The organism is Pseudomonas sp. DSP3-2-3 (assembly GCF_049898225.1).
Taxonomy (GTDB): Bacteria; Pseudomonadota; Gammaproteobacteria; order Pseudomonadales; family Pseudomonadaceae; genus Aquipseudomonas.
The window spans coordinates 54,974-72,672 of record NZ_JAFCXH010000022.1 but is presented as its reverse complement, the minus strand read 5'-3'; the positions used below and the strand labels follow the sequence as shown (position 1 = coordinate 72,672).

The 17,699-nt window shown below is 57.0% G+C and carries 11 protein-coding genes, 1 tRNA gene and 1 pseudogene; 3 read left to right on the top strand and 10 right to left on the bottom strand.

The window, feature by feature from the left end:
* Positions 1-264 precede the first annotated feature (264 nt).
* The 5 genes and pseudogenes from ACP7E4_RS22235 to rpsU all read right to left on the bottom strand — a co-directional run bounded on the left by ACP7E4_RS22235 (position 265) and on the right by rpsU (position 8,353).
* Positions 265-341 (bottom strand) — tRNA-Ile (locus ACP7E4_RS22235).
* Between the two features lie 15 nt (positions 342-356).
* Positions 357-3,314: pseudogene (locus ACP7E4_RS22230) on the bottom strand (sensor domain-containing protein); the annotation flags it as partial.
* 408 nt (positions 3,315-3,722) lie between these two features.
* On the bottom strand, positions 3,723-5,573 hold the full coding sequence (gene rpoD / locus ACP7E4_RS22225; RefSeq protein WP_426117721.1) for an RNA polymerase sigma factor RpoD: 1,851 nt from the start codon (positions 5,571-5,573) through the stop codon (positions 3,723-3,725).
* 67 nt (positions 5,574-5,640) lie between these two features.
* Positions 5,641-7,596 carry a DNA primase gene (gene dnaG / locus ACP7E4_RS22220; protein WP_426117720.1) on the bottom strand — a complete coding sequence of 652 codons (1,956 nt, stop codon included), beginning with the start codon at positions 7,594-7,596 and terminating at the stop codon, positions 5,641-5,643.
* A 541-nt stretch (positions 7,597-8,137) separates the two neighbouring features.
* Positions 8,138-8,353, bottom strand: coding sequence for a 30S ribosomal protein S21 (gene rpsU / locus ACP7E4_RS22215; RefSeq protein ID WP_002551877.1), 216 nt, complete (start codon positions 8,351-8,353; stop codon positions 8,138-8,140).
* Positions 8,354-8,551: 198 nt separating this feature from the next.
* On the opposite strand from rpsU, the gene tsaD reads away from it, so the two are divergent.
* Positions 8,552-9,577 (top strand): tRNA (adenosine(37)-N6)-threonylcarbamoyltransferase complex transferase subunit TsaD, encoded by a 1,026-nt coding sequence (gene tsaD / locus ACP7E4_RS22210; RefSeq protein WP_426117719.1) that lies wholly within the window; start codon positions 8,552-8,554, stop codon positions 9,575-9,577.
* 40 nt (positions 9,578-9,617) lie between these two features.
* Here the strand turns inward: tsaD and plsY are convergent, their stop codons facing one another.
* Positions 9,618-10,187 (bottom strand): glycerol-3-phosphate 1-O-acyltransferase PlsY, encoded by a 570-nt coding sequence (gene plsY / locus ACP7E4_RS22205; protein ID WP_426117718.1) that lies wholly within the window; start codon positions 10,185-10,187, stop codon positions 9,618-9,620.
* A gap of 75 nt (positions 10,188-10,262) precedes the next feature.
* On the opposite strand from plsY, the gene folB reads away from it, so the two are divergent.
* Positions 10,263-10,616 (top strand): dihydroneopterin aldolase, encoded by a 354-nt coding sequence (gene folB / locus ACP7E4_RS22200; RefSeq protein WP_426117717.1) that lies wholly within the window; start codon positions 10,263-10,265, stop codon positions 10,614-10,616.
* Complete coding sequence (gene folK / locus ACP7E4_RS22195) at positions 10,607-11,149, top strand: 2-amino-4-hydroxy-6-hydroxymethyldihydropteridine diphosphokinase (protein ID WP_426117716.1); 543 nt, start codon at positions 10,607-10,609, stop codon at positions 11,147-11,149. The genes folB and folK overlap by 10 nt, the downstream gene beginning before the upstream one ends.
* A 109-nt stretch (positions 11,150-11,258) precedes the next feature.
* Here folK and ACP7E4_RS22190 read toward each other — a convergent pair whose 3' ends face one another.
* From ACP7E4_RS22190 to ACP7E4_RS22175, 4 genes are all read right to left on the bottom strand, one after another.
* The gene (locus ACP7E4_RS22190; RefSeq protein WP_426117715.1) at positions 11,259-12,488 is read right to left on the bottom strand and encodes a multifunctional CCA addition/repair protein; all 1,230 of its coding nucleotides are present in this window, start codon (positions 12,486-12,488) and stop codon (positions 11,259-11,261) included.
* Between the two features lie 108 nt (positions 12,489-12,596).
* Complete coding sequence (locus ACP7E4_RS22185) at positions 12,597-14,156, bottom strand: SpoVR family protein (protein WP_426117714.1); 1,560 nt, start codon at positions 14,154-14,156, stop codon at positions 12,597-12,599.
* Positions 14,153-15,424 (bottom strand): YeaH/YhbH family protein, encoded by a 1,272-nt coding sequence (locus tag ACP7E4_RS22180; RefSeq protein WP_331151926.1) that lies wholly within the window; start codon positions 15,422-15,424, stop codon positions 14,153-14,155. The genes ACP7E4_RS22185 and ACP7E4_RS22180 overlap by 4 nt, the downstream gene beginning before the upstream one ends.
* A 168-nt stretch (positions 15,425-15,592) precedes the next feature.
* Entirely contained in the window at positions 15,593-17,515 is a 1,923-nt protein-coding gene (locus ACP7E4_RS22175) for a PrkA family serine protein kinase (protein ID WP_020290912.1), read from the bottom strand.
* Between the last annotated feature and the right edge of the window lie 184 nt (positions 17,516-17,699).

Below are 17,699 nucleotides of genomic sequence, written 5' to 3'. Positions count from 1 at the left end.
GCCCAAGCAGTGCACATGGTTTTCTACTTCGACGTCAAGGGAATAAGGATCATTGAGGGCCAGCCGTAAGCCCCTCATCCAGATGGATTAGGTGCTTTGAGGCCCCATGAAGCAATTGCTATGCACAGCATGGCAGGCCTTTAAAACGACTCTGACCTCGATTTGCATGACGCTGGGCAGTTGGAAACGGGGAAGGAACGGGGAAAATTCACTTAAAGAAAAACAAATGGCTCACACCCGGAGGGCGTAAGCCATTGATTTATATGGTGGGCCCACACGGACTCGAACCGTGGACCAAGGGATTATGAGTCCCCTGCTCTAACCAACTGAGCTATAGGCCCTCAGTAGGCCGCGGATTATAACGGCGGTTTCGCGGCTGTGCTATCCGAAAAGTCTGAAAGACTCATCAGAAGAAACCGCGCGCTGAATTCGTCAGGGTGCAGAGGCGGGCTGATCAGGTAGCCCTGGATCTGTTCGCAGCCTTCGTCGGTGAGGAATTGCCGTTGTTCCACTGTCTCGACGCCTTCGGCAATGACGGTCAGTTGCATGCTGCGGCCCAAAGCGATGATGGCGCGGGCGATGGCGGCGTCGTGTGGGTCGTCAGGCAGGCCGCGAATGAAGGATTGATCGATCTTCAGGATGTCCAGCGGCAGGCGTTTGAGGTAGCTCAGCGAAGAATAGCCGGTGCCGAAGTCGTCGATGGCGAGTTGTACGCCGAGTTTTTTCAGTTTGTGCAGGACGGTCAGGGCTTCTTCGGCCTGGCTCATGATGAAGTTTTCGGTGATTTCCAGTTGCAGGTAGCCGGGTTTTAGCTGGTTTTTCGAAAGCAGCTGTTCGATCCGCGCCAGCAGGTTGGGTTGTCGCAGTTGGGCGCCTGCGAGGTTCACCGACAGCGGGCCAAACGGCTTGTAGGTTTTGTTCCATTCGCACATTTGCTGGCAAGCCTGTTCAAGCACCCAGTCGCCGATCTGCAGGATCATGCCGTTTTCTTCCGCCAAAGGGATGAAGTGCTCGGGATGCACCTCGCCAAAGGTGGGATGGGTCCAGCGCAGGAGGGCTTCGGCGCCCACCAGTTTGTGGGTGATCAGGCTGACTTTGGGTTGGAAGCTCAGGCTGAGTTCGTTGCGCTCGATGGCTCTGCGCAGTTCATGTTCCAGAGCGATGCGCTCGCTGGCCTGGGAGGTCAGGTCGCGGGTGTAGCTTTCTACTCGATTGCGGCCCTTGGCTTTGGAGCGGTACATGGCGGCGTCGGCGTTTTTGACGACGGTGGCGACGTCTTCGCCATCAGTCGGGAACAGACAACTGCCGATGCTGGCGCTGATGAAAAACTCGTGTTCGCCGGCCTGGAAAGGAGCGGTGAAGCACACCAGTAATTTGGTCGCGATGATTTCGGCGTCACTTGAGTTTTGCAGCCCCGGCAGCAGGATGATGAATTCATCACCGCCAAGGCGCGCCACGGTGTCGATGTCTCGCAGGTGTTCCTTGAGGCGCTGGGCGATGCCTTGGAGCAGCAAGTCGCCCACCGGGTGGCCGAGGCTGTCATTGATATGTTTGAAGCGGTCCAGATCAAGAAACAGCACTGCGCCGAGGCTGTTGGATTCCAGGCTGTGAATCAGCGCTGCCTGCAGACGGCTTTCAAAAAGGGTGCGATTGGGCAGTCCGGTCAGCGGGTCGTGGTGCGCTTGATAATCGAGTCGAGCCTGGGCGTGCTTGAGGCTGGAAATATCCGCGAATACCGCGACGAAATGGGTGATGAACTGATCCCTGTTTCGTACAGCGCTGATCGTCAGCCAGCTTGGGTAAATCTCTCCGTTCTTGCGGCGATTGCTGATTTCTCCCTGCCAATGACCTTCGGCGGTGAGCTGATACCACATGGCCGCGTAGAAGGCGCTGTCGTGCAGTCCGGACGCGAGCAGACGGGGCGTCTGGCCGATGGCTTCGTGCTCGCTGTAACCGGTGATTTCGCTGAAGGCCCGGTTGACGGCGTTGATGCGTTGGCGGGTATCGGTGATCAGCACACCTTCGGCGGTGCTCTCGAAAACCGTGGCGGCCAGTTGTAACTTTTCCTGCATCTGTTGGCGCTCGGTGATGTCCCTGGCGATGGTCAGCATGCAGTCTTCGCCGGCAATCAGCAGTGGGCGCGATGAGATCTCGCAGACTCGGATCTGGCCGTCCTTGCGCCTGATGTGGCTGCGAAAATCGCGAACATAGCCATCCCGGTTCAAAAACTTCAGCAGTTGCTCGCGCTCTTGCAGATCCACCCAGATTCCCATAGTGATGGTCGAGCGGTCGACTGCGGTGGCGCCGTCATAGCCGGTGATCCGGGTAAAGCCTTCGTTGACTTCAACCAGCAAGCCGTCGCTCTGGCGGGTAATCAGCATGCCGTCTGGCGAGGAGTGAAACGACTTGGCGAACTTCTCTTCCGACAGTTGCAGCTGTTGTTGGGCCTGCTTGAGCTGCGTGATGTCGCGCACCACGACTACCACGGCCTGAGTGGAGTCCAGGTCGAAAGGTTCGGCAGACAGCAGTCCGGAAAAGGTCTGGCCGTTCTTGCGGCGAAAGGGCATTTCAAGGTTGCGGATACTGCCGTTTCGCAGCCGCTCAAGCAGTCCCGGACCTATACCGGGAACACCCCAGATATCGAGTTCGGTGGGGGTTTTGCCGATAACTTGCTCTGCGCTGAGTCCGATTTGCTCGACGAACGCTTTGTTGGCTTCCAGAAAGCAGCCGTCGCTGAGGCGGGCGATCACCAATATGTCGGGGCATTGGGCGAACACCGAGGCAAACTTTTCTTCGGACAGGCGCAGGGCTTCTTCGGTCTGTTTGGTCTCGCTGATATCGATCATCAACCCGCGCATCAAAGGCTCGCGTCCATGCCGGATCAGGCTGACGATATCGCGAATCCAGAACATTCGGCCGTCGGCACTGAACACTCGGTAGTCGACGCTATGATCGTTGCCGTTACGGGTTTCCCTGTCACAAAGATGTTCGGTGTGAGGCAGGTCGTCCGGGTGAACAATGCTGCGCCAGAAGCCGGGTTCCATCCATCTGGCGAGAGGGTAGCCCAGCAGTCGTTCGGCCTGAGGCGAAACGTAGTTGTAAGTGTAGTCGCGGACGTTGGCTTCCCAGGCAATGGCCGAGAGGCTTTCGACCAGGCCGCGATAGTGATATTCGCTGCTGCGCAGTTCCTGTTCCAGAGCGACCCGGCGGGAAATTTCCGAGCTGAGCCTGCGGTTGGTGCGAACTACAATCGCCAGCACCGTGGACAACAGCAGCAGGCCGGGCAAGCCGTAGAGCAGAAAGTTTTCCCAGAATCGAGGGCGTTCCGGGCTTCTGCCTGGGCGAACGGCCTGATCCACTGTGCTTTGGGGCGCGGTGACGCTGGCCAGTAGTTCGTCATCGTGACGGGCCAGTGATTGCAGCGTTGATCTTTGAAACTCCGGGACGGGCGAGAGTGTGTTGATGGCCAGGTTGAGGTCATGACGAACGCTGGACCAGATACGTTCAGGGTCTGAAAGGGTCAGTGCGTTGGCAACTACCGGCAGGCCAATCAAATAGGTAAAGATAATGGCCGGCAGTCGTGACATGGCAGCCTCAAGGGTGGCAGATAGCATGAGACGAGTGTAGCTGTACTGAGAAAAGCGTGACACGGGATGTAAAACTTATTAGCCAGAATGCAAAACCCCCAGCAGGGCCGGGGGTTTTGGTGTCAGCTTGTAAGCTTATTCGTCAAGGAACGAGCGCAGATGCTCGCTTCTTGTCGGGTGACGCAACTTGCGCAGAGCCTTGGCTTCAATCTGACGAATCCGCTCACGGGTTACGTCGAATTGTTTGCCAACCTCTTCCAGCGTGTGGTCGGTATTCATATCGATACCGAAGCGCATACGCAGGACTTTGGCTTCCCGGGCGGTAAGGCCCGACAGCACTTCGCGGGTTGCTTCTTTCAAGCTTTCAACGGTAGCGACATCGATTGGCGACTGCATGGTCGAGTCTTCGATGAAGTCACCCAGGTGCGAATCTTCGTCGTCACCGATCGGGGTTTCCATGGAGATCGGCTCTTTAGCGATTTTCAATACCTTGCGGATTTTATCCTCAGGCATTTCCATGCGTTCGCCCAACTCTTCCGGGGTCGGTTCGCGACCCATTTCCTGCAACATCTGCCGGGAAATACGGTTGAGTTTGTTGATCGTCTCGATCATGTGTACCGGAATACGAATGGTACGGGCCTGGTCGGCAATCGAGCGAGTGATCGCCTGACGGATCCACCAGGTGGCATAAGTCGAGAACTTGTAACCACGACGGTATTCGAACTTGTCTACCGCTTTCATCAAGCCGATGTTGCCTTCCTGGATCAAGTCGAGGAATTGCAGGCCACGGTTGGTGTACTTCTTGGCGATGGAGATAACCAGACGCAAGTTCGCTTCAACCATCTCTTTCTTCGCGCGACGGGCCTTGGCCTCGCCGATCGACATGCGACGGTTGATGTCCTTGATTTCGGCAATCTTCAAGCCTGTCTCTGTTTCCAGAGCGGTCAGCTTTTGCTGGCAACGCTGAATGTCAGGTTGCAGGCGACCAATGGCTTCAGCGTATTTGCTTTTGCCTTTGGCCAGCGCATCGCTCCAGCTTTCGTCAACTTCGTTGCCGGGGAACTGGCGAAGGAAGTCAGCGCGGGGCATACGTGCATCACGTACACATAGCTGCATGATGGCGCGTTCCTGAGCACGCAGGCGCTCAAGTGCACTGCGGACACGCTCGACCAGGCCTTCAAACTGTTTCGGAACCAGTTTGATCGGCATGAACAGCTCAGCCAGTGCAACCAGCTCGGCCATTGCCAGCTTGTTGCCACGACCGTGCTTTTTCAGGGCCTTGCGGGCGACTTCCATCTGATCGGAAACGGCACCGAAACGCTGTTGAGCAATGACCGGGTCCGGACCGCTTTCGACTTCTTCTTCGTCGTCAGTGGAGTCGTCCTTCTCTTCCTCTTCCTCGTCACCTTCAGCAGCCTTGGCTGTTTTAGGGTCGACAGGCGGCGGCACTTCGGCTGGCGGCGCAATGCCGTCATCCGGGTCGATGTAACCGCTCAGGACGTCAGAGAGGCGACCGCCTTCGGTCGTGACACGTGTGTACTCGGAGAGAATATGGTCGACCGTGCCAGGGAAGTGCGCAATTGCGCCCATCACTTCGCGGATACCTTCTTCGATACGCTTGGCGATTTCGATTTCGCCTTCACGGGTCAGAAGTTCGACCGTACCCATTTCACGCATGTACATACGCACAGGATCAGTGGTGCGACCAATGTCGGTTTCAACCGCTGCCAACGCTGCTGCCGCTTCTTCTGCGGCTGCTTCGTCGGTGTCGGCATCGGCCAGCATCAGGGCGTCCGCATCCGGGGCACTCTCGTGTACCGGGATCCCCATGTCATTAATCATGCGGATGATGTCTTCCACCTGCTCGGGATCTGAAATATCCTCAGGCAGGTGGTCGTTGACCTCTGCGTAAGTCAGATACTTCTGCTCACGACCCAGGGTGATCAACTCTTTGATACGAGACTGCTGTTGCGCTTTTCCGGACATAACACCCTATCCACTGAAGGTCTTGGCGGGCAAAAAACAAGCCGAGGATTATACCCGAGCTATGACCTCACGCGCCAGTTGAGGTCGGGGTTTGTGCAGGAACATTACGAATTAGCAGGTCACGCAGCTGAATTTTCTCTTCAGCGCTCAACTCGGTCTGACGTGCCTTCTTGATCAGATGTTCCAGGCTACGCTCGCGTTGGCGGGCGGATAAACTAGTTATAGTGTCGAAAAACTGCTGTTCAAGGTTATCGGCCTCGATCAGCCATTCCTTCTCTGCCAGTGCTCGCAACAGGCGACCTTGTTCAGTGCCGTGCCAGCGTGCAATCAATTGCAGTGATCTTAAGTTGGGGTTTTTTTGCAAAGCTTCAAGCAAAGCCACCAACAATTGTGCATAAATGTGATCTTCTGCCGCGAAATGACTGGCATCTTCGACCTTTGCTGCCAGCTCCGGATGATGCAGTAACGTCCGTAAAGCTGTCAGCGTTGGTGGTTCGACGGTGGTCGGCGTGCGCGGGACACGTGGTTCGTAGTCAGGTCGCTTGCCTTTTTTGTCCCACGGCTTCTTTTCCCACTTTTTCTGGCCCTGGCCAGCGCCTTTTTTCGCGGTCCAGTCCTGCTGTCCTTCATACCCGCCGGGTTGCTGATAATCAGCATAGTCGGGCATTGCGTCATAATCGATGTTCGGGTCGTAGCTGGGTGGCGCTTCAGCGGGGGCGTTCTGCACCAGCTGACTGACGGCTTCGCTGTTGAGCCCGGTTATTTCCGTCAGGCGCTGACGCATCAGGGTCTTGAGGTTCGCTCCGGGCACCTTGTCGATCAGCGGCGCGGCAAGTGTGGCCATGTGGGCCTTGCCTTCCAGCGAGCGCGGATCGGCTTCCTTGGTCAGCTGCTCGAAAAAATAATCGGCCAGCGGTTGCGCATGTTGATTGATGCGCGCCTTGAACGCATCGGTGCCTTCGGAACGCACCAGGGTGTCCGGGTCTTCGCCTTCGGGCAAAAACAGGAAGCGGGCGCGTCGTCCATCCTGAAGGCTGGAAAGCGTCGCTTCCAGGGCGCGCCATGCGGCGTTGCGGCCAGCCTGGTCGCCGTCGAAGCAAAACAGCACATTCGGCACGACCCGGAACAGGCGCTTCAAGTGCTCTTCGCTGGTGGCGGTACCCAGCGTGGCGACCGCATTGCGCAAGCCTTGCTGGGCCAGCGCGATGACGTCCATATAGCCTTCGACCACGATGATTTCGTCGAGGCTGCGGTTGTGCTTGCGCGCTTCGAACAGGCCGTAAAGCTCCTGGCCTTTGTGAAATACCGGGGTTTCCGGTGAGTTCAGGTACTTGGGCTTGTCGTCGCCCAATACCCGGCCACCAAAGGCAATGACTCGCCCGCGACTGTCGCGGATCGGAAACATCACGCGATCACGAAACCGGTCGTAGCGTTTGCCGGTTTCCGCGTTTTCAATCAGCAGGCCGGCGTCGATCATGGCTTTTTGCTGGAGCGTGTCGCTGCCCAAATGCTTGTGCAGGTTGTCCCAGCCGGGCGGGGCAAAGCCGAGGCTGAAGTCCCGAGCGATCTCCCCAGACAGGCCACGGCCTTTGAGGTAATCCACCGCAGACTTTCGGGTCGGATGACTCTTGAGTGCCTGTCGGTAAAATTCCGCTGCGGCAGTCAGTAGCGGGTACAGCGGCGAGTCGGTCGGTTGGCGGGGTTTCTGGCCTTTGACGCTCTGCTCGCGGGGTACTTCCATGCCGGCGGCTTTGGCAAGGTCTTCGACGGCCTGGGGGAAATCCAGGTTGTCGTGATCCATGATGAAACCGAGGGCATTGCCGCCCGCGCCGCAACCGAAGCAGTAATAGAACTGCTTGTCGGGGCTGACGCTGAACGACGGTGTCTTTTCTTTGTGGAACGGGCAACAGGCGCTGTAGTTCTTCCCGGTTTTCTTCAATTGCAGACGTGAGCTGACAACATCGACGATGTCGGTGCGGTTCAGAAGGTCGTCAATGAAGCTCTGAGGAATAAGCCCGGCCATGGAATTCTCATCATCAAGCGTTTCGCCGCGAACATCGTGGCGAATCCAGAATACAGCGACGGTTGGCGGGTTGGCAGATCATGCCTGAAAGACATGCGCCATCGAGCACCAGTGCCGACTCATCATTATCTGGAAGAGTAGCTGCCAGCAAATCCACCTGTGGTATCTATCTAGATCAGGTAGTCAGGGCTTGGTATTTTTGTATTCGGCTGCTGCTGCGAGCTGAGGGCTGCGAGTTGGACTTCGGCCTGCGGCTTCGGTTTTCGCTCAGCGGTCGAGAAGGACGCTGCCTTGGCTGAACTTCTTGCGAAGGTCATCAAGGCATACTCGTCATGCACCCTGATTTGCTCTCGTCGGTATCGACGAAATCAAAGTGGCCTGAGTTCAGGCTGGACGTGCTTTGACGGAGTGTTTATGCCGGATGTGGTCGCGTGGGCGACTCAAACAGCCTCAGTCAATGTAGCGTTATGCTGCGCTTTAACTGCCGCTAGCCCGGCTTTGAGGCCGGGCTTTGCAGAAGCTTGCGACGGACGTCTGTAAATTAATACAGGCGAACGGCGCGGCGCTGTTCGCGCTGAACTTTCTTGGCGTGACGCTTAACAGCGGCTGCTGCTTTACGCTTACGCTCAGAAGTCGGCTTCTCGTAAAATTCGCGGCTACGAACTTCAGCCAGAACACCGGCTTTTTCGCAGGAGCGCTTGAAACGACGCAGAGCTACGTCGAAGGGTTCGTTCTCTTTAACTTTGACGGCTGGCATCCAGAGCTACCTTCATTTATTACCGGGGTCAACGCCTCGTGCAAAAACTGCACATAAGTACGTCGGTTTTTAAGGGTTGCGGATGTTAACCCCTCATTGAGAGGAATGCAAAGCCTCTGATCGAAAACCGCTGGTCGGGGCCTTGGGTGGCGACTATTATGCGCGCCTTCGAATTCAGCCTCTACAAGGCGCAAACCCATGCTAGTACTGGGATTAGAAACTTCTTGCGACGAAACCGGCGTCGCGCTCTACGACAGTGAGCGCGGCCTGCTTTCCGATGCATTATTCAGTCAGATCGATCTGCACCGCGCCTACGGTGGCGTGGTGCCAGAGCTGGCTTCGCGTGATCACGTCAAGCGCATGCTGCCCCTGATCCGTCAGGTCCTGGCCGACGCCGATACGGTCGCCGAAGATATAGATGCCATCGCATACACAGCAGGGCCGGGGCTTGTGGGTGCTTTGCTGGTCGGCGCGTCCTGTGCTCAGGCGCTGGCGTTCGCCTGGGACATTCCAGCGCTGGGCGTGCATCACATGGAAGGCCATTTGCTGGCCCCGATGCTCGAAGAACATCCGCCCGAGTTCCCGTTCGTCGCTTTGTTGGTCTCCGGTGGTCATACGCAGCTGGTTCGCGTCGATGGCATCGGTCTGTATCAACTGCTCGGCGACACTCTGGACGACGCCGCAGGCGAGGCATTCGACAAGACCGCGAAGATGATGGGCATGCAATATCCCGGTGGTCCGGAAATCGCGGCATTGGCAACCAAGGGTGTGGCAGGACGTTTCGTCTTCCCCAGGCCCATGACTGATCGGCCGGGTCTGGATTTCAGCTTCAGCGGCTTGAAAACCTCTGCCCTGAACACCTGGCAGCAGTGTCAAAGCGCTGGGGACGACAACGAGCAAACCCGTTGCGACATCTCGCTGGCCTTCCAGACAGCGGTGGTGGAGACTTTGACGATCAAGTGCAAACGAGCCCTCAAACAGGCCGGGATGAAGCGCCTGGTGATCGCTGGCGGCGTCAGCGCGAACAAGGCGCTGCGCACGTCACTGGAAAAAATGCTCGGTGATCTGCACGGCAATGTGTTTTATGCGCGTCCTGAATTCTGTACCGACAATGGCGCGATGATCGCCTTTGCCGGTTGCCAGCGTTTACAGGCCGGGCAGAAAGAAGATTTGAGTATCACGGTGCAAGCGCGCTGGCCAATGGAGCAGTTGTCCGGGTTGTAGGTCAGGCTTCGCCAACCTGAGCGGGATTCACCGGGCGCATTCAAAAATGCCGTTCGCGCCCTGCGAACAGGTCGCGTAGATTGCCTCGGTGGCGCCAGACGATCAGTAGCGTCAGCACGCTCACGGGCAGCAGCGCCAGGGGTTCTTTCCAGGCCAGCAGTGGCAGGGTCAACGGCGTCGCGATCAACGCAGCCAGCGAGCTGGTGCGGGTCATGTAGAACACCAGCGCCCAGGCGCTGATTGCCAGGGCGGCTGCCGGGGCATACAAGGCCAGCAGCATGCCAGCGGCCGTGGCGACGCCTTTGCCGCCGCGAAAGCGGAAGTACAGCGGGAAGAGGTGGCCGAGCACGGCACAGAGCCCGATCCAGGCTTGATCCCGGGGATTCATGCCGCAGAAACCGGCAATGAGTACCGGAATCAGGCCTTTGCACAGATCGCCGGTCAAGGTGAGGATCGCAAGCTTCTTGCCGGCCAGGCGCAACATGTTAGTGGCGCCGGCGTTACCGGAACCACTGGCACGCGGGTCCGGGCTGCCAGTGAGGCGGCTGAGCAATATGGCGAAGGACAGTGAGCCAAGCAGGTAGGCGAAGATCGCCAGTAACCAAAACATGCTAACCATTCCGGGCGAGGAAGCCCTGATTCTAACGGCGCATCGCGCCCTTGTCGTGCAGTGGAGAGTAAGTGCTTGGACAGAGTTTTCATCGAAGGTCTGGAAGTTGACACAGTGATCGGCGCCTATGACTGGGAGCGCGGCATACGCCAGTGTCTGCGTCTGGACCTGAGCTTCGGCTGGGACAATCGGCCCGCTGCTGCCGGCGATGATCTGAGCAAGGCGCTCGACTACGCCAGCGTCTCGACGCGCATTCAGGCCTTCGCCGAGCAGGCACAGTTCCAGTTGGTCGAAACCTTTGCCGAGCGTCTGGCCGAAGTGCTGATGAACGAATTCAATATCCCTTGGTTGCACCTCAAGCTGACCAAGCCCGGCGCCGTTGCGGCAGCTTCCGGTGTGGGCGTGGAGATCGAGCGCGGATGTCGCTAACCCGGATTTACCTAGGTCTCGGCAGTAACATCGAGCGCGAAAAGCACCTGGTTGCGGGGCTGGAAGCGCTGGATGGATTCGTCAGCGAAATTACCTGTTCGCCGGTTTTCGAGAGCCTGCCGGTGGGTATCAAAAGCGGTCCGTTTTTCAATCTGGTGGTGACCGGCCTGACCGATCTGCCCTTGATGGAACTGGACCGCCGCCTGAAATTCATTGAAGCTGACAATGGCCGCTACGCGCCGGAACGCAAGGGTTTGCCACTGGATATCGACGTGTTGCTGTATGGCGATCAGGTCGGTAATTTCGACGGTTTGATCCTGCCTCGGGCCGAGATTCTCAAGAATGCTTTCGTGTTGTGGCCTTTGTCGCTAATTGCCGCGGATCGTTCGCATCCTGGTGTAGGCATCTCATTCGAGAAGCTGTGGGCAGATGCGCAGATCGAGCAGCAATTGTGGCCGGTGGCGTTTGAATGGCGCGGCGCGGAGTTGACGCCGGAAGGGTTGTTGCGGGCTGGCTCGCGGCCAACGGATTGATCTTTGTGGGAGCGAGCTTGCTCGCGAAGAGGTCGGCCTGCACGGCAAATTTCAGAGTCTGAAATATCGCCTTCGCAAGCAAGCTTGCTCCCACAAATTCGGAACTCTTTCAGCTGTTGTAATCCGCCTTGTAGACCTTCAGCGCGTCCAGCCGCTCAACCTTGAGCGCTTCGCCCAGTTCCTGGCCCTTCAAGCCTTTCTCCAGTAATGGCTGCACCGAAACAGCACGGGCTGCCTGGGCCGCGCCGCGCAGGTAATCGGCTTGTGGGTAGCTGCGCTCTTCGAAACCGTGACGCCCTCGCGCATCCATTTCGCAAGCAACGATGAAATCTTCGAAGCGCTGTGGGCGGCGATAGACGTCGAAGCTGTGCAGCAGGTCCAGCAAGGTCGAGGGTTTCAGTTCAAGGGCGCGGTGGCCATGGGTGTGATATTGCCCGACCAGCAAAGCCAGTTCCTGGCATTCCCTCGGCACCCGAAAGCGCGTATTCATGGCCTTGATCAGGCGCAGGCCGGTGTGTTCATGGGCGATATGGCGGGGCCACTCAGCCTCCGGCGTCAGGCCTTTGCCGACGTCATGCAGCAGGCACGCCCAGCGTACGCTCAGCGGTTGTTGGTGTTTGGCGGCTTGTTGCAGAACGCTGAGGACATGCACGCCGGTGTCAATTTCCGGATGGTGCGCCTCGGGCTGCGGAACGCCGAACAGCGCATCGATTTCCGGCAGCAGTTCTTTCAGCGCGCCGCATTCACGCAACACTTCGATGAACACTTGAGGCTGGCTTTCCATGAGCGCGCGGGAGATTTCTTTCCAGCTGCGTTCGGGTGTCAGCGCTTCAAGTTCGCCTGATGCGCTCAGTTGGCGCATCAATTCCAGGGTCTCTGGAGCGATGCTGAAACCGTCGGGGGCATAGCGTGCGGCGAAGCGTGCGACGCGCAATACGCGCAGGGGATCTTCGGCGAACGCCGGGGATACGTGGCGTAAAATGCGCCCTTCGAGGTCGTGTTGGCCGCCATAAGGATCGGTCAGCTTGCCGTCTTTATCTTCGGCAATGGCGTTGATCGTAAGGTCGCGGCGGATCAAATCTTCTTCGAGGGTAACTTCCGGGCTGGCATGAAAAACAAAGCCGCCATAGCCGCGCCCGCTTTTGCGTTCGGTGCGGGCCAGAGCATATTCCTCGCCGGTCAGCGGGTGCAGAAACACCGGGAAGTCGGTACCGACCGGGCGATAACCCTTGATCAGCATTTCTTCGGTGGTCGCGCCAACCACGACCCAATCGACATCGGTAACGGGTTTCCCCAGCAGGCGATCGCGAACGGCGCCGCCAACTTTATAAATCTGCATAAAAAACCTCCGTAAGCGCGACAGGATAAACCTTGCGTCGCCCTCGTGGAGGTAAAACCGAATCAATATCAGCCAGCGTTCAGAAACACACGCTGGCTGATCTGGCTCCTAGAGGTGAACTACCGCCAAATCAAGCCGGGGATATTCACTGTCGTGCTCACCTCGGGGTGGCACGTGATGCGTTTTCATGACCTGATCGCCTTGCAGGGTTTCCAGATGGATATCGAAACCCCACAGCCGATGCAGATGTTTGAGTACCTCGTCGGTCGACTCGCCCAATGGCTTACGGTCGTGTTGCTGGTGGCGCAATGTCAGTGACCGGTCGCCACGGCGATCAATGCTGTAGATCTGTACGTTGGGTTCGCGATTGCCCAGGTTGTACTGGGCTGCCAGGGTTTCCCGAATAATCCGGTAGCCGGGTTCGTCATGAATCGCAGGCACCAGCAGATCGTCTTTCTGGTCGTCATCCATGATGCTGAACAGCTTCAGATCGCGGATGACCTTGGGCGACAGGTATTGCAGGATGAAGCTCTCATCCTTGAAGCTGCTCATGGCGAACTTGATCGCTGTCAGCCAATCGGTGCCGGCAATGTCGGGGAACCAGTGGCGATCCTCTTCGGTAGGTTCTTCGCAGATCCGCCGGATATCCCGATACATCGCAAAGCCGAGGGTGTAAGGGTTGATCCCGCTGTAGTACGGGCTGTCGAAGCCGGGTTGGTAGACAACGCTGGTGTGGGACGTCAGAAACTCCATCATGAAGCCGTCAGTCACCAGGCCTTCGTCATACAGATCATTCATCAGGGTGTAATGCCAGAACGTTGCCCAGCCTTCGTTCATCACCTGGGTCTGGCGCTGCGGATAGAAATACTGCGCGATCTTGCGCACGATCCGCACGACTTCACGCTGCCAGGGCTCCAGCAATGGCGCGTGTTTTTCGATGAAGTACAGGATGTTTTCCTGCGGCTCGGCAGGGAAGCGCGCGTTGTCTTCCTTGCTGTATTTGTCCGCACTTTTCGGAATGGTGCGCCATAGATCATTGATTTGTTTCTGCAGGTGTTCTTCGCGATCCTTCTGGCGACGACGTTCTTCTTCGGCCGAAATCGGATAAGGGCGCTTGTAGCGGTCGACACCATAATTCATCAGGGCATGGCAGGAATCGAGCAGATCCTCGACTGCGTCGATGCCGTGGCGCTCTTCGCATTGCATGATGTACTGCTTGGCAAACACCAGGTAATCGATGATCGAACTGGCATCGGTCCAGGTGCGGAACAGGTAATTGCCTTTGAAGAAGCTGTTGTGGCCATAGCAGGCGTGAGCCACGACCAGGGCTTGCATGCAGATGGTGTTTTCTTCCATCAGATAAGCGATGCACGGATCGGAGTTGATGACGATTTCATAGGCCAGACCCATCTGGCCGCGTGAGTAGGATTTTTCCGTGCTCAGGAAGTGCTTGCCGTAGGACCAGTGGTGATAGCCCAGCGGCATCCCCACCGAGGCATACGCGTCCATCATCTGTTCGGCCGTGATGACTTCAATCTGGTTGGGGTACGTATCCAGGGCATAGCGGTCCGCAATACGGCTGATCTCGCGGTCATAGGCCTGGATAAGTTCGAATGTCCACTCTGAGCCCGTGGATAGGGGTTGGCGCTTCTGCTCTCTAGCGGTCATGTCACTAACCTGCGCTGGAAGAGTTCACGGAATACCGGATAAATATCACCGGCAGAGACCAGCTGCTGCTGGGCAAACGTATCGGCAAAGGCTTCGCCGATGCGCTCGTATTCGAACCACAAGGCCTGATGTTCCCGTGGGGTAATTTCCACGTAAGTGTAGTACTGCACAAACGGCATGATCTGCTTGATCAGGATTTCGCGGCAAATCGGCGAATCGTCGTTCCAGTTATCGCCGTCCGAAGCCTGGGCGGCGTAGATATTCCATTCGTTGGTTGGATAGCGCTCAGCCATGATCTCCTGCATCAATTTCAATGCACTGGAAACGATGGTGCCGCCAGTTTCCCGTGAATAGAAAAACTCTTCTTCGTCGACTTCCCGGGCGCTGGTGTGGTGGCGGATGAACACTACTTCGATCTTGTCGTAATTCCGTTTCAGAAACAGATACAGCAGGATGAAGAAGCGCTTGGCGATGTCCTTGGTCGCCTGGGTCATGGAGCCGGAAACGTCCATCAGGCAGAACATCACGGCCTTGGAGCTGGGGTTAGGCTGTTTGACCAGCAGGTTGTATTTGAGGTCGAAGGTGTCCAGATAAGGCACCCGTTTGATCCGCGCCCGCAGCCGTTCGATTTCGACTTCCAGTTCCTGAATGTCGCCGAAGTTGTCTGGTTCTTCGCGCTTCATGCGCTCAAGTTCGCTGATTGCCTCCTTGAGCTTGCCGCGACTGCTGCCGGACAAGGCAATGCGTCGGGCGTGAGCCGAGCGCAGGGTACGGATGATGTTGATACGCGAGGGATTGCCCTCATTGCTGATACCGGCGCGGACTGTCTTATAGGTGTCGGTACCGGTGAGGTTGCGTTTGACCAGATTGGGCAGTTCGAGGTCTTCGAACATGAATTCCAGAAACTCTTCCTGAGTGATCTGGAACACGAATTCGTCCATGCCTTCGCCGGAGTTACTCGCCTTGCCCGGGCCTTTGCCGCCGCCACCGCCTTGGGGGCGGGCGATGTGTTCGCCGGTGGTGAATTCTTTGTTGCCGGGATGGACCACCGTCTGCTTGCCACCACGGCCATGGTGAAGCACCGGCTCGTCAATATCGCGACCCGGAATGCTGATTTGCTCGCCGTGCTCCATGTCGGTGATGGAACGCCGGCTCACGGCCTCTTCAACTGCTTTCTTGATGTGGTCACGGTAACGCCGCAAAAACCGCTGGCGGTTCACCGTGCTCTTGTTCTTGCCATTGAGACGTCGGTCGATCACATAGCTCATAGTGTGCCCCTTCGGGGAGCTGCAAGCGCTAAGCCGCAAGCTGCAAGTTTTGACCGCAAATTACTCGCCTCAAGAGGCCAGCTCAGGCATGTCGGTGCAAGATCAATCGCACCGGCATGCTTTGCTTGCCGCTTGAAGCTTGCAACTTGTCGCTGCGTTATTGCTGCTTCACTGCGACTTCCGGACCCGTAGGTACCATTCGGAAAGAAGCCGTACCTGTTTGTCGGTGTAGCCCCGCTCGACCATTCTGGTAACGAAGTCGTTGTGTTTCTGTTGATCCTCTTTGCTGGCTTTGGCATTGAAGCTGATAACCGGTAGCAAGTCCTCGGTGTTGGAGAACATTTTCTTCTCGATCACGACACGCAGCTTCTCGTAGCTGAGCCAGGTTGGATTTTTGCCATTGTTGTTGGCTCGGGCACGCAATACGAAGTTGACGATCTCGTTGCGGAAGTCCTTCGGATTGCTGATCCCGGCCGGTTTCTCGATTTTTTCCAGTTCTTCGTTCAATGCCACGCGGTTAAGGATTTCTCCGGTTTCCGGATCGCGGTATTCCTGATCCTGAATCCAGAAGTCTGCGTAAAGCACGTAGCGGTCGAAGATGTTCTGACCGTACTCGCTGTAGGACTCCAGATATGCGGTCTGGATTTCCTTGCCGATGAACTCGATGTAGCGCGGCGCCAGGTATTCCTTGATGAAGCGCAGATAGCGCTCGCGGGTTTCGGCCTGGAACTGCTCCTGCTCGATCTGCTGTTCAAGTACGTACAGCAAATGCACCGGGTTGGCGGCGATTTCGTGCGGATCGAAGTTGAACACCTTGGAGAGGATCTTGAACGCGAAGCGCGTGGAAAGACCGTTCATGCCCTCATCGACACCCGCATTGTCGCGGTATTCCTGGATCGACTTGGCCTTTGGATCGGTGTCCTTGAGGTTCTCGCCGTCGTACACGCGCATCTTGGAATAGATGTTGGAGTTTTCCGGCTCCTTGAGACGCGACAGCGTGGTGAACTGCGCAAGCATCTTCAGGGTGTCGGGTGCGCAATGCGCTTTGGCCAGCGAGCTGTTGAACAGCAGCTTGTCGTAGATTTTGATCTCGTCGCTGACGCGCAGGCAATACGGCACCTTGACGATATAAATCCGGTCGATGAAGGCTTCGTTGTTCTTGTTGTTGCGGAAGCTGTGCCATTCCGATTCGTTGGAGTGGGCCAGCAAGATGCCAGTGAACGGAATCGCGCCCAGGCCTTCGGTACTGTTGTAGTTACCTTCCTGGGTGGCAGTGAGCAGTGGGTGCAGCACCTTGATTGGTGCCTTGAACATTTCGACGAATTCCATCAGGCCTTGGTTGGCCCGGCAGAGTGCGCCTGAGTAGCTGTAGGCGTCGGCATCGTTTTGCGGGAATTCTTCCAGCTTGCGAATATCGACCTTGCCGACCAGCGCGGAAATGTCCTGGTTGTTCTCGTCACCGGGTTCGGTTTTGGCGACGGCGATTTGATTGAGGATGGATGGATAGAGTTTTACGACTTTGAACTGGCTGATGTCGCCCCCGAACTCAGCCAGACGCTTGGTCGCCCAGGGCGACATGATGGTGCTCAGGTAGCGTCGGGGAATACCGAAGTCTTCCTCGAGAATCGCTCCGTCCTCAGTGGCGTTGAACAGCCCCAGCGGCGACTCGAAAACCGGAGAGCCCTTGATGGCGTAAAACGGCACTTTTTCGATCAGTTGTTTGAGTTTTTCAGCCAGCGATGACTTGCCGCCACCTACGGGGCCGAGCAGATACAGGATTTGTTTCTTCTCTTCCAGGCCCTGAGCGGCATGGCGGAAATACGACACGATCTGATCAATGCATTCTTCCATTCCGTGGAAGTCCGCAAAGGCCGGATAGCGACGGATCACCTTGTTCGAGAAGATTCTCGATAACCGGGAATTGACCGACGTGTCGACCAGCTCCGGTTCGCCAATGGCCAGCAAGAGACGTTCTGCCGCAGACGCGTATGCGCTGCGATCCTGCTTACAGAGCTCTAGATACTCCTGTAAGGAGAGCTCCTCCTGGCGTGTCGATTCAAAGCGTTGTTGGAAGTGGCTAAAAATACTCATGACGTCACCTCGCTCGATACGTAGAGCCGGCGGCGGATCGTCAGTCGATGCTGGCAGCAGCTGTGAATCCAGTTGCCGTTTACCCCCCAGAACACCATAAAAGTAGCTACCGATGACCCACGCGCCGGTGTACCGGCTCTCCCCTGATTTCGGATGGCCTGAGGCTAAGGATAGTTCGGAATCG

What these genes read in the sequence shown, in the direction of transcription:
- rpoD (WP_426117721.1), bottom strand. Translation starts at nt 5,573, where the DNA reads ATGTCCGGAAAAGCGCAACAGCAGTCTCGTATCAAAGAGTTGATCACC.
- dnaG (WP_426117720.1), bottom strand. Translation starts at nt 7,596, where the DNA reads ATGGCCGGGCTTATTCCTCAGAGCTTCATTGACGACCTTCTGAACCGC.
- rpsU (WP_002551877.1), bottom strand. Translation starts at nt 8,353, where the DNA reads ATGCCAGCCGTCAAAGTTAAAGAGAACGAACCCTTCGACGTAGCTCTG.
- tsaD (WP_426117719.1), top strand. Translation starts at nt 8,552, where the DNA reads ATGCTAGTACTGGGATTAGAAACTTCTTGCGACGAAACCGGCGTCGCG.
- plsY (WP_426117718.1), bottom strand. Translation starts at nt 10,187, where the DNA reads ATGTTTTGGTTACTGGCGATCTTCGCCTACCTGCTTGGCTCACTGTCC.
- folK (WP_426117716.1), top strand. Translation starts at nt 10,607, where the DNA reads ATGTCGCTAACCCGGATTTACCTAGGTCTCGGCAGTAACATCGAGCGC.
- ACP7E4_RS22190 (WP_426117715.1), bottom strand. Translation starts at nt 12,488, where the DNA reads ATGCAGATTTATAAAGTTGGCGGCGCCGTTCGCGATCGCCTGCTGGGG.
- ACP7E4_RS22185 (WP_426117714.1), bottom strand. Translation starts at nt 14,156, where the DNA reads ATGACCGCTAGAGAGCAGAAGCGCCAACCCCTATCCACGGGCTCAGAG.
- ACP7E4_RS22180 (WP_331151926.1), bottom strand. Translation starts at nt 15,424, where the DNA reads ATGAGCTATGTGATCGACCGACGTCTCAATGGCAAGAACAAGAGCACG.
- ACP7E4_RS22175 (WP_020290912.1), bottom strand. Translation starts at nt 17,515, where the DNA reads ATGAGTATTTTTAGCCACTTCCAACAACGCTTTGAATCGACACGCCAG.